This is a genomic window from Clavibacter sp. B3I6, assembly GCF_030816895.1.
Taxonomy (GTDB): domain Bacteria; phylum Actinomycetota; class Actinomycetes; order Actinomycetales; family Microbacteriaceae; genus Clavibacter.
Genome location: NZ_JAUSYL010000001.1, coordinates 505,016 through 517,089, shown reverse-complemented (window position 1 = coordinate 517,089; position 12,074 = coordinate 505,016). Strand labels below are relative to the sequence as shown.

Below are 12,074 nucleotides of genomic sequence, written 5' to 3'. Positions count from 1 at the left end.
CAATGGCCCTGATCCGCAAGAGCGACATCGACGAGGTGCGCTCCCGGGTGAACCTGGGCGACGTGGTGGGGGAGTACGTCACCCTCAAGTCCGCCGGCGTCGGATCGCTCAAGGGCCTCTGCCCGTTCCACGACGAGCGCACGCCGAGCTTCCACGTGCGGCCGCAGGTCGGCTTCTACCACTGCTTCGGCTGCGGCGAGGGCGGCGACGTCTACACGTTCCTGCAGCGCATGGACCACGTGACCTTCGCGGAGGCCGTGGAGCGCATGGCGCAGCGCATCGGCTACCAGCTCCACTACGAGGACGGCCAGGCGGCCACCGACCAGGGCAACCGCTCGCGGCTCCTCGGGGCCAACGAGGCGGCCGCGGAGTTCTTCGTCGAGCAGCTCGGATCCGAGGAGGCGGAGATCGGCCGCACGTTCCTCGGGGAGCGCGGCTTCGACCAGGGCGCGGCGCAGCGATTCGGCGTCGGCTTCGCCCCGCAGAGCTGGGACGCGCTCTCCACGCACCTCAAGGCCAAGGGCTACACGGAGGCGGAGCTCGTGACCGCGGGCCTCCTCAGCCAGGGCGACCGCGGGGCGTACGACCGGTTCCGCGGCCGGCTCGTCTGGCCCATCCGCGACCTCACGGGCGCGACGGTCGGCTTCGGCGCGCGTCGCCTCCGGGAGGACGACAAGGGCCCGAAGTACCTCAACACCCCCGAGACGCCCGTCTACCACAAGAGCTCCGTCCTCTACGGCCTCGACCTCGCCAAGCGCGACGTGAGCCGCGGCCGCCAGGTCGTGGTGGTCGAGGGCTACACCGACGTCATGGCCTGCCACCTCGCCGGCATCACGACCGCGGTGGCCACGTGCGGCACGTCCTTCGGCGTCGACCACATCAAGGTGCTCCGCCGCGTGCTGGGCGACGACAGCGGGCTCGGCGAGGTCGTGTTCACGTTCGACCCGGACGCGGCCGGCCAGAAGGCCGCCATGCGCGCGTTCTCCGAGGAGCGGCGCTTCGCCGCGCAGACCTACGTCGCCGTCGGACCCGACGGCCTCGACCCGTGCGACCTCCGCCTCACCCGCGGCGACGACGCGGTGCGCCGCATGATCCAGGGCAAGAAGCCCATGTTCGAGTTCGCGATCAAGCAGATCCTCGCGGACCACGACCTCGAGACCGTGGAGGGCCGCGTCGCCGCGCTCCGGGCCGCCGCCCCCGTGGTGGCGGACATCCGCGACCCCTCGCTCCGCCCGGGCTACGCGCGCGAGCTCGCGGGCTGGCTCGGCATGGACCTCAGCGAGGTCGGCCGCGCCGTGCAGACCGCGGGCCGGAGCATGCCCGCCGACGGCGCCGACCGCTCCGGCGGCGCGCCGCAGGGCCGCCACGCGCAGGGCGGACAGCACGGCGGCGCCTCCGGACGCGGCGGTGACGAGGACGGCATCGACAGCGCCCGCTCCATGTCGCTCATGGACCTGCCGACCGACCTCGCCACGCGCCTCGAGCGCGACGCCCTCATGGCGATGCTCCAGCACCCCGAGCTCGTCGGGAACGACCTCGTCCTGCGCGCCGCGCAGGTGACCTTCGTGAACGAGAGCCTCGCCGTCGTGCGCGACGGCGTCATCGGCAGCATGGACGCGCTCGGCGGCGCCGACTGGCTGTCCCGCGTGGCGCTCGAGGTGCCCGAGTCGTTCGCCACCCTCGTCAAGCAGCTGGGCGTGGCGCCGCTGCCGAACCGGGGCGACGCCGACAAGCTCGCGATCTACGTGAAGGGCGTCACGGCGGAGCTCGTCGGGCGCGACCTGCTGCGGCGGAAGGCCGACCTGATCGGGCGCCTCCAGCGCACGGACGCGACCGGCGAACGCGAGCGCTACCAGGAGATCCAGCGCGAGCTGATGCAGGTCGAGGCCGAGCGCCGGGCGCTCCGCGAATAGCGTCGCGGGGCCCTCGCCGCATTGTTTCGGTCGTGTGAAGAAGGGCGCCGACGGGGTCCCGGGGAACGGGCTGCTGTTTCCCGTGTGTTAGAAATCATTCACAGCACAGCGTCCGTGTCTCCTCGATGCGCGGGCGCGCTCCCCTTCATGAAAGAGGCACTCGGAACATGACGTCCGCATTCCCCCGGCGCTCACGCGTCCTGCTCGCCACGGCCGGATTCTCCGCCGCGGCCCTCGTCCTCGCCGGCTGCTCCGGCGGATCCGGCGACCCGCTCGCCGAGGACGGCGGCGCATCCGGCGGCGGATCGGTCATCGTCGGCACGACCGACAAGGTCCTGTCGCTCGACCCCGCCGGCTCGTACGACAACGGCTCGTTCGCGGTGCAGAACCAGGTCTTCCCGTTCCTGTTCAACAGCCCCTACGGCAGCCCCGACGTCGAGCCCGACATCGCGGAGAGCGGCGAGTACACCTCGGACAACGAGTTCACCGTCACGCTCAAGCCCGACCTGACGTTCGCGAACGGCCACGCGCTCACCGCGAGCGACGTCAAGTTCACGTTCGACCGCGTCGCGGCCATCGCGGCCAACGGCGCCGACAACGGCAACGGCCCGTCGTCGCTCCTCGCGAACGTCGAGAGCGTCGCCGCCCCCGACGACACCACGGTCGTCTTCACGCTGAAGACCGCCAACGACCAGACCTTCGAGCAGGTGCTCTCCAGCCCCGCCGGCCCCATCGTCGACGAGGAGGTGTTCCCCGCGGACGCCCTGGCCGACCCGGCCGACATCGTCGAGGCGAACGCCTTCGCGGGCCAGTACGTCATCACCGACTTCCAGCTCAACCAGCTCATCGCGTACGCGCCCAACGCGGAGTACGCGGGCGTGCTGCCGAAGGCGGCCAACGAGGGCGTGACGGCGAAGTACTACGCCGACGAGACCACGATGAAGCTCGCCGTGCAGAACGGCGAGATCGACGTCGCGGGCCGCTCGCTCGGCGCGACCGACATCGCCGACCTCAAGAAGGACGACAAGGTCGAGGTCATCGAGGGCCCCGGCGGCGAGATCCGCTACATCACGTTCAACCTCAACACGCAGCCCTTCGGCAAGACGACGGGCGAGGCCGACGAGGCGAAGGCCCTCGCCGTCCGCCAGGCGGCCGCCGACCTCATCGACCGCGAGGAGCTCTCCACCGCGGTCTACAACGGCACCTACACGCCGCTGTTCTCCTACGTGGCGGACGGCCTGTCCGGCGCGAACGAGGCGCTCAAGGGCCTGTACGGCGACGGCGACGGCAAGCCCGACGCCGACAAGGCCGCCAAGGCCCTCGCCGACGCCGGCGTGCAGACGCCCGTCGCGCTCGACCTGCAGTTCAACCCGGACCACTACGGCGCCGGCTCCGACGACGAGTACGCGCTGGTCAAGCAGCAGCTCGAGAAGACGGGCCTGTTCCAGGTCAACCTGCAGTCCACGCTGTGGGACCAGTACAGCAAGGCCCGCGTCAACGACGAGTACCCGGCGTACCAGCTCGGCTGGTTCCCCGACTACTCGGACGCGGACAACTACCTGACGCCGTTCTTCTCCCCGCAGAGCTTCGTGAAGAACCACTACGAGAACGCGGAGGTCGCCGACCTCATCACGCAGCAGCTCTCGGAGGCCGACACCACGAAGCGCGCCGAGCTCATCGGCCAGATCCAGGACGAGGTCGCCGCCGACCTGCCGACCCTGCCCCTGCTCCAGGGCTCGCAGGTCGCGGTCGCCGGCGAGGGCGTGGACGGCGTGACGCTCGACGCGTCGTTCAAGTTCCGCTACGCGCCGATCACCAAGGGCTGATCCGGCCCCCGGGAGGGCGCCGGTTAGACTGACGCCCTCCTCCCGATGGGGCGCTCCGCTACCGCGGAGCGCCCCATCCTCCTGTCACCCTCCGTGCCACCCGGCACGGCTCCGGACGACGACCCGAAAGGCCCACCCGCTCGTGACAGTCCTACCCGACGCAGTGCCCGCGTCCGCACCCCCCGGGGCGCAGCCCAAGGCCCGGAAGCAGGGGATCGGGCTCGGCCAGTACATCCTCATCCGCGCCGTGCTCATCATCCCGACGGTGTTCATCCTCGTCACGCTCGTGTTCTTCCTCATGCGCATCGTGGGCGACCCGATCTCCGCGGCCGTCGGCGACCGGCTCACCCCGGAGCAGCTGCAGGAGCGGCTCGCCACGGCGGGCTTCGACCGCCCGATCATCGTGCAGTACCTCGAGTACCTCGGCCAGATCGCGACGGGGAACTTCGGCCGCTCGCTCACCGACAACCGGTTGATCAGCGACATCCTGCTGCAGTACGGCTCGGCCACGCTCGAGCTCGTCATCTACTCGCTGATCGTCGCGTTCCTCATCGGCATCCCGCTCGGCCTCGTCGCCGCGTACTACAAGGACCGCACCCCCGACGCGGTGCTCCGCATCCTCGCGATCCTCGCCTACGCGACCCCCGTCTTCTTCGCGGGCCTGCTCCTCAAGCTCGTCTTCTCCGTCTGGCTCGGGATCCTGCCGCTCTCCGGCCGCGCCGACACGCGCGTCTCGGTCGCGCTCGGACGCCTGGAGAACCCCACCGGCATCTACCTGATCGACGCGCTCCGCCTCGGCAGCCCCACCGCGGTGGGCGACGTGCTCGAGCACGCCGTGCTCCCCGCCCTCGCGCTCGGGCTCCTCACGGCCGGCATCTTCCTGCGGCTCGTGCGCACCAACGTCATCTCCACGCTCGGCACCGAGTACGTGGACGCGGCCCGCTCGCGCGGCGTCGGCGAGTTCCGCCTCACCACGCGGCACGCGCTGAAGCCCGCCCTCATCCCCATCATCACGGTGGTCGGCCTGCAGATCGCGGTGATGCTCGGCGGCGCCGTGCTCACCGAGACGACCTTCGAGTGGCGGGGCCTCGGCTTCCAGCTCGCGCAGTACCTGGCCTCGCGCGACTTCGTGGCGGTGCAGGGCATCGTCGCGCTGCTCGCCGTCATCGTGGCCGTGACCAACTTCATCGTCGACGTCGTCGCGGCGCTCATCGACCCGCGAGTGAGGTACTGACATGAGCGACACCACCACCACGCCGGTCGCCGTGGCGACCGGGCCCGCCCGCCGGACGCTCTGGCAGCGCCTCCCGCTCGTCTCCCACGTGCGGCAGAGCGTCGGCCTCCAGCGCGGGATGCTCATCGCGGGCATCGTCATCACCGGGCTGTTCATCCTGCTCGCGGCCTTCGCGCCGCTCATCGCCCCGTTCGGGTTCGCGCAGGGCGCCGACGACACCGGGTCCTTCCCGCGCCAGTCCGCGCCCGACGGCACCCACATCTGGGGCACCACGGTCGGCGGCTACGACGTGTTCTCGCGCGTCGTCTGGGGCACGCAGACCGCGCTGTCCGTCGTCGTCATCGCCGTGATCCTGTCGCTGTTCGCGGGCGTGCTGCTCGGCGTCGTCTCCGGCTACCTCGGCGGCTGGCTCGACCGGATCCTCGTGGTCATCGCCGACGCCATCTACCCGTTCCCGACGCTCCTGCTCGCCATCGTGGTGAGCATCGTCCTGAACGGCGGGCAGTCGAGCCTGTGGGGCGGCATCCTGTCGGCCGCGGTGAGCATCACGGTGGTCTACATCCCGCAGTACTTCCGGGTGATCCGCGCCGAGGTCGTGCGGCTGAAGGCGGAGGCGTTCGTCGAGAGCGCCAAGGTCATCGGCACGTCGACGCCGCGCATCATGTTCGTGCACGTGCTGCGGAACTCCACCCGCACGCTGCCGCTCATCCTCACGCTCAACGCGTCGGAGGCCATCCTCACGCTCGCGGGCCTCGGCTTCCTCGGCTTCGGCATCTCGCCGACGTCGGCCGCGGAGTGGGGCTACGACCTCAACCGCGCCCTCGCCGACACCGCGAGCGGCGTCTGGTGGACGGGCGTGTTCCCCGGCGTCGCGATCGTCCTGCTCGTCCTCGGGCTCACGCTCGTCGGCGAGAGCGTCAACGACATCTCCGACCCCAAGCTGCGCGCCCGCAAGCGCGCCGAGAAGAAGAAGGTGGCCGCATGAGCGACGTCGTCGAGATCCGCGACCTCGGGGTGACCTTCGCGACCGACGGCGGCGACGTCCGCGCGGTCGACGGCGTGTCCCTCACGGTGTCGCCCGGCGAGATCCTCGCCATCGTGGGGGAGTCGGGGTCGGGCAAGTCCGTCACCGCCCGCACGGTGCTGGGGCTCCTCCCGGACACGGCCGTCACCGACGGCGCCGTGCTCCTCAGCGACCGGACGGGCCAGGGCGCGGTCGACGTGCTGTCCCTCTCGGCCGACAAGCTCCGCCAGGTGCGCGGCCGTGACGTCGCGATGGTGTTCCAGGAGCCGTCCACGGCGCTGAACCCCGTGCACACCATCGGCTGGCAGATCATCGAGGGCCTCCGCGCCCACGGCCGCATCTCCAAGAAGGAGGGGCGCGCGAAGGCGATCGACATCCTCCGCCGCGTGGGGATCCCCGACCCCGAGACACGGGTGGACCACTACCCGCACCAGTTCTCCGGCGGGCAGAAGCAGCGCGTCGTCATCGCGATGGCGCTCGTGCTCGACCCCGGGCTCATCGTGGCCGACGAGCCGACCACCGCGCTCGACGTGACCGTGCAGGCCGAGATCCTCGACCTGCTGCGCCGCTGCCGCGACGAGTTCGGCGCCGCCGTGATCCTCATCACCCACAACATGGGCGTCGTCGCCGACCTCGCCGACCGCGTCGCCGTCATGTACCGCTCGCGGCTCGTCGAGCAGGCGGACGTCGCGACGCTGTTCTCGGCGCCGAAGGAGGAGTACACGCGGAACCTGCTGGCCTCCGTGCCGAAGCTCGGCGAGGGCGTCGCCGCCACCGTGGAGCGCGCCGCCGTGCGCACGCGGGCCAGGGAGGCGTCGACGACGCAGGCCGCGCCCGTCGTCGTCGCGCGCGGGCTCGAGATCGAGTACCCGGGCCGTCTCGGGAGCCCCGCGTTCCGCGCGGTGAAGGGCGTCGACCTCCACATCGAGGCCGGCGAGGTCCTCGGGCTCGTGGGGGAGTCGGGCTCCGGCAAGACCACCATCGGGCGCGCCATCGCGGGGCTCACGAACGTCACGGGCGGATCCCTGCAGGTCCTCGGCACCGAGATGCTCGGGGTCCGCGAGCGCGACTTCCGGAAGCTCCGCCAGGACATCGGGTTCGTGTTCCAGGACCCGGCCACGAGCTTCAACCCGCGCCTCACCATCGCGGAGTGCGTGGCCGAGCCGCTCATCGTGCACGGGCGCGCCAGGTCCCCGCAGGCCGCGCGCGGCCGCGTCGACGAGCTGATGGAGGCGGTCCAGCTGCCGAAGGCGTTCGGCGACCGGTACCCGCACGAGCTCTCCGGCGGGCAGCGGCAGCGCGCGAGCCTCGCCCGCGGCCTCGCGCTCGAGCCGTCGCTCCTCGTCGCCGACGAGCCCACGAGCGCGCTCGACGTCTCCGTGCAGGCGCGCGTGCTGGAGCTGTTCGCCGAGCTGCAGCGCGAGCTGGGGTTCGCGGGGCTGTTCATCAGCCACGACCTCGCCGTCGTCGACCTGCTCGCCGACCGGATCGCGGTGCTGTACCGCGGCGAGCTGGTGGAGGAGGGCACGGGCGCCGAGGTGCTCGGGAACCCGCAGCACCCGTACACGCAGCGCCTCCTCGCGTCGCTGCCCGTGCCCGACCCGGTCGAGCAGGCCGAGCGCCGCGCCCGGCTGCACGCGCTGCGCGCCGCCGAGCGGACCGCCGGCTAGGCGGCTCCGAGCGGCGCCCGGCCCGCGCCGGGCATGATGGACGGAACCCGCACCCCTCGTCCGGCCGGCCCACCGCCGGCCGGACGACCGCGCCGAGGACGGAGCAGCGCATGACGCACACCCCCCGAGAGGCCGCGCCGGGCGGCGAGCCGACCGAGCCCGTCCTCGATGCGCGCGACCTCCGGCTCGCGTACCCCGCCAGACGCGGCGCGGAGACGCCGCCCGCCGTCGACGGCATCACGCTCCGCCTCCTCCCGGGCCAGGTGCTCGGGGTCGTAGGGGCGAGCGGATCCGGGAAGTCGTCCCTGGCGCGCGTGCTCGCGGGCCTCGTCCCGTCTGACGAGGGCGCCGCGGTGCCGCGCATCACGGGCGGCGACGCGTCGGTGCTCGGCCAGGGGCTCCGGCGCATGGGCCGCCGCGCCCGCACGCGCACCACCTACGGCATCGGCTACGTGCCGCAGGACGCCGGCACCACGCTCCACCCGCAGCTCACGGCGAGCGAGGCCATCGCCGAGCCGATCTTCTCCCGTGACCGCCGCTTCGACAGCCAGGTGGCCGCGCGCCGGGTCGTCACGCTGCTCACGGCGCTCGACCTGCCGCCGGGCACGCAGGACCGCTACCCGCACGAGCTCTCCAGCGGCCAGCGCCAGCGCGTCGCCCTCGCCCGCGCGCTCGTGCTCGGGCCGCGCCTGCTCATCGCCGACGAGCCCACCTCCGGCGTCGACGTGATGAGCCGCGTCGCCGTGCTCGACCTCCTCCGCGACCTGCAGTCGCGCGGCGGCTTCTCCGCCCTCGTCGTCAGCCACGACCTCGCGGTCGTCGAGCGCCTCACCGACCGCCTGGCCGTGCTGCACCGCGGGACGCTGGTGGGCTACGGCGACATCGACGACGTCCTGGCGGATCCCACGCACCCGTACGTGCAGGGGCTGGCCGAGTCGCGCTCGGCGGCCGATCGCGGGCGCGAGCCCTCGGCGGACGCGGCCCGGGCGGACGGCGCGTGACCGGGCCCGGGCGGGACGCGGAGGCGGACCCGGACGGCACCGCCGCCCGGGACGCCGCCCGCGCGGCGGCGGTCGTCGACACGGTGCTGACCGGCCTCGACGCCCGGCTGGAGACCGTCCTCGGCGTCCCCGCCGTGCGGATCGGCGACCGCCTCGTCGCGCGCGTCCTCGACGGCGCGTTCCTCCTCGCCCCCTCCGACGCCGTGATCCCGCCGCCGCCCGAGGGCGTCGCCGCGGAGACCGTCCGGCCCTGGCCCGGCGCGCAGCCGCACCTGAGGATCCCGCTCGCGGCGCTCGCACCTGCGGACTCCGAGGCCCCGTCGCCCGCCGAGCCGTCGCCCGCGGATCCGTCGCCCGCGGACCCGTCGCCCGCCGCCGCGTGGATCCGCGCGGCCGTCCTCGCCACCGCCGCCCGCGTCCCCGCCGTCCGGCTCCCCGAACCCCCTGTCCGCATACCGCACCCCCGGAGGCCCCGCACATGACCGACACTGCCGCATCCGCCCCCGCCCCGCGCCGCGTCCATCGCGCGGTCGACGGCGCCACGCCGCACCGCCTCACCGGCGACGCGCGCCCGACCCCCGGTCCCGTGGCGATGCTGCCGCGCACCGAGGACGCGTACCTCGAGGCCGTCCGCGCGGGCGGCGGCGAGGTCGCCGAGCTCTCGGAGGAGACGCGCGGCATCGTCTGGCTCTCCATCCGCCGCGCCGACGAGCTGACCGACACGCTCGCCGCCAACCCGCAGGTGCAGTGGGTGCAGCTGCCGTTCGCGGGGGTGGACGCGTTCGCCGACACGCTCCGCGCCTGCGACCGTCCCGACCTCGTCTGGACCAGCGCGAAGGGCGCGTACTCCCAGCCCGTCGCCGAGCACGCCCTCGCGCTGACCCTCGCGGCCCTGCGGCAGCTGCCCGAGCGCGCCCGCGCGACGTCATGGGGCGACTCGGCCGGCCTCTCGCTCTACGGCGCCGAGGTCGTCGTGGTCGGCGCGGGCGGCATCGCCCTGGAGTACATCCGCCTGCTCGCACCCTTCGACTGCACCGTCACCGTGGTGCGGCGGAGCGGCGATCCGGTCGAGGGCGCCGACCGCACCGTCACCGCCGACCGGCTCGACGAGGTCCTGCCGGGCGCGGACATCGTGATGCTCGCCGCCGCCAGCACCGACGACACGGCCCGGCTCATCGGCGCCGCGCAGCTCGAGGCCATGAAGGACACGGCCGTGCTCGTCAACATCGCCCGCGGCGCGCTCGTCGACTCCGACGCCCTGCTCGAGGCCCTCCGCACCGGCGGGATCCACGGCGCCGGCCTCGACGTCACGTCGCCCGAGCCGCTCCCGGACGGTCACCCGCTCTTCTCCGAGCCCCGCTGCCTCGTCACGCCGCACACGGCCGACACGCCGGACATGGTGCGGCCGCTGCTGGCCGAGCGGATCCGGCTCAACACGGAGGCGTTCATCCGCACGGGCGACTTCGTCGGCATCGTGGAGCCGTCCTCCGGCTACTGACCCGCCCGGCGGCCGTCCCCGGCCCGTCGGGGGCGCCGCGTAGGGTGGGCGACGTGATGACGCCCGAGGAAGCCGCCGTGCCCGAGGTCTCGATCTGGGCGGGCGGGTACACCGCCGATGGCGGGGGATCCGGCATCGGCATCACGGGCCTCGCCGTCGACCCCATCACGGGCGACCTCGCGGTCGTCGGCACCGCAGTGGAGACCCCCTCGCCCTCGTTCCTCCTCGCCCGCGGCGACATGGTCTACGCGGTGGGCGAGGCGTCCGCCCGCGTCGAGGCCTTCCGTCGCGGGCCCGGTGGGTCGCTGCAGTGGGCGGGCGGGCAGCCGAGCGGCGGATCCGGACCCTGCCACCTCCACATCGTGGACGACCTCCTCCTCACCTCGCACTACGGCGACGGCACCGTCGCCGTCCATCCGCTCCACGACGACGGCACCATCGGCGAGGCGACGCAGCTGCTCACCGCCGAGGGATCGGGCCCGCGCCCGCAGCAGGACGGCCCGCACGCGCACAGCACGCTGCACGTCGGCGGCGGCGTCGTGCTGAGCGCCGACCTCGGCACCGACGCCGTGCACGTGCACGCGCTCCGCGACGGCCGCCTCGACCGGGTCACGAGCGTCGCGTTCCCGGCCGGCACCGGGCCGCGGCACCTCGCCCTCCTCGCCTCCGGTCGCGTCCTGGTGGTGGGCGAGCTCGACGGGACGCTGCACGCCCTCGAGGGGTCCGGCGGTTCCTGGCGCATCGCCGCGTCCACCTCCTGCGCCGCCGAGCCCGACGCGCGCGACTCCGCGGCCGAGGTGCAGGTGTCGGCCGACGAGCGCCTCGCCTACGTGGGGCTCCGCGGCTCCGACCGGATCGCCGTGGTCGGCGTCGCGGCGGACGGCTCGCTCGGCCCCGTCGCCGCGTTCGACTGCGGCGGCACGACGCCCCGGCACCACGTGCTCGTCGACGACCGGCTGCACGTGGCGAACCAGGGATCCGGCACCGTCACCTCGTTCCGGCTCGACCCGGCGACGGGCCTGCCCGCGGCGGGACCGGCCGTCATCGTCGTGCCGAGCCCGACCTGCCTGCTGCCGGTGTCGTAGCCCGCGGCATCGTCCGGTCGCTCCTGAGGGCGGGGCCGATCAGCGCAGCAGCAGGGGCGCGGCCGCCCGGATCTCCTCCTCCACGCCCAGGCCCCGCCAGCCCGCGGACGTGAACGCCCGGCCGTCGACGCCGTTGCGGTCCATCAGGGCGAAGCCGACCGCGCGGATCCCCGAGTAGGCGATGAGCACGGGGTGCGCGGGGTCCGATACGAGGCTCACGACGCGTCGTCGTCGGGCCTCGAGGGTCGGCAGCGTGTCCGCGGGCGGGTCACCCGCGCGCGCGGCGACCGCGTCGTCGGCCGGGTCGGACCCGCGCACCTCGTCCGCATCGGCCGCCACCCCCGCGGGTGCGGTCGCGCGCTCCCGGTGATCCTCCTCGAGCAGCGCCCACAGGCGGTCCGCGTCGTTCGGCCGTGCCCGCACGACCTGGAACATCCCCATGTCCCGACGCTACCTGTGGACGGCGCGTCCGACTCCGATGCCGACGGCCCTAACCTCTCCCCGTACTGAGAACGGTTCTCAGTACTAAAGAGAGAGGATGCCGACATGATCGACGTCTCCATCACCAGGATCGCCGGCGACGACGTGCTCAGCGCGCCGCAGGGACCGGGCACGAACGCCCTCGTCCACAACCCGTTCGCCGTCGAGGCGATCGCCGGCGACGACGTGCTCAGCGCGCCGCAGGGTCCGGGCACGAACGCCCTCGTGCACAACCCCTTCGCTCTCCAGGACTAGGAGAGGGAAGCCGGCCGGCGCGCACCCGCGCGCCGGCCGGGACCGCGTCCGCCGGATCCGCACCGGCCGCCACCGCCACCGCCACCGC

Annotated in this window: 11 protein-coding genes; 10 read left to right on the top strand and 1 reads right to left on the bottom strand. The window is 73.5% G+C overall.

From position 1 onward, the window contains the following. Positions 1–2: 2 nt before the first annotated feature. The 9 genes from dnaG (at position 3) to QFZ62_RS02365 (ending at position 11,251) form a co-directional block, all read left to right on the top strand. Positions 3–1,913 (top strand): DNA primase, encoded by a 1,911-nt coding sequence (dnaG, locus tag QFZ62_RS02405; RefSeq protein ID WP_307501257.1) that lies wholly within the window; start codon positions 3–5, stop codon positions 1,911–1,913. A gap of 167 nt (positions 1,914–2,080) precedes the next feature. Continuing rightward, entirely contained in the window at positions 2,081–3,739 is a 1,659-nt protein-coding gene (locus QFZ62_RS02400; RefSeq protein ID WP_307501255.1) for an ABC transporter substrate-binding protein, read from the top strand. Positions 3,740–3,881: 142 nt separating this feature from the next. Beyond that, positions 3,882–4,973 carry an ABC transporter permease gene (locus QFZ62_RS02395; RefSeq protein WP_373425932.1) on the top strand — a complete coding sequence of 364 codons (1,092 nt, stop codon included), beginning with the start codon at positions 3,882–3,884 and terminating at the stop codon, positions 4,971–4,973. A gap of 1 nt (position 4,974) precedes the next feature. Beyond that, positions 4,975–5,958 carry an ABC transporter permease gene (locus tag QFZ62_RS02390; RefSeq protein ID WP_307501250.1) on the top strand — a complete coding sequence of 328 codons (984 nt, stop codon included), beginning with the start codon at positions 4,975–4,977 and terminating at the stop codon, positions 5,956–5,958. Beyond that, on the top strand, positions 5,955–7,667 hold the full coding sequence (locus QFZ62_RS02385; protein ID WP_307501247.1) for an ABC transporter ATP-binding protein: 1,713 nt from the start codon (positions 5,955–5,957) through the stop codon (positions 7,665–7,667). Before QFZ62_RS02390 ends, QFZ62_RS02385 begins: the two co-directional genes overlap by 4 nt. Before the next feature lie 110 nt (positions 7,668–7,777). Beyond that, complete coding sequence (locus tag QFZ62_RS02380) at positions 7,778–8,668, top strand: ABC transporter ATP-binding protein (RefSeq protein ID WP_307501244.1); 891 nt, start codon at positions 7,778–7,780, stop codon at positions 8,666–8,668. Beyond that, entirely contained in the window at positions 8,665–9,150 is a 486-nt protein-coding gene (locus QFZ62_RS02375; RefSeq protein ID WP_307501241.1) for a hypothetical protein, read from the top strand. Before QFZ62_RS02380 ends, QFZ62_RS02375 begins: the two co-directional genes overlap by 4 nt. Before the next feature lie 110 nt (positions 9,151–9,260). After that, a complete protein-coding gene (locus QFZ62_RS02370; protein WP_307507666.1) occupies positions 9,261–10,166 on the top strand; it encodes a D-isomer specific 2-hydroxyacid dehydrogenase family protein in 906 nt (301 codons plus the stop codon). A gap of 56 nt (positions 10,167–10,222) precedes the next feature. Continuing rightward, positions 10,223–11,251, top strand: a complete 1,029-nt coding sequence (locus tag QFZ62_RS02365) for a beta-propeller fold lactonase family protein (protein ID WP_307501239.1) — start codon at positions 10,223–10,225, stop codon at positions 11,249–11,251. A gap of 39 nt (positions 11,252–11,290) precedes the next feature. Here QFZ62_RS02365 and QFZ62_RS02360 read toward each other — a convergent pair whose 3' ends face one another. Further along, positions 11,291–11,692 (bottom strand): hypothetical protein, encoded by a 402-nt coding sequence (locus tag QFZ62_RS02360; RefSeq protein ID WP_307501237.1) that lies wholly within the window; start codon positions 11,690–11,692, stop codon positions 11,291–11,293. A gap of 105 nt (positions 11,693–11,797) precedes the next feature. Between QFZ62_RS02360 and QFZ62_RS02355 the strand changes: the two genes are divergently transcribed. Next, positions 11,798–11,986: a streptamidine-related RiPP repeat protein gene (locus tag QFZ62_RS02355; RefSeq protein ID WP_043669115.1), complete on the top strand. Its 189-nt coding sequence runs from the start codon at positions 11,798–11,800 to the stop codon at positions 11,984–11,986. Positions 11,987–12,074: the final 88 nt, after the last annotated feature.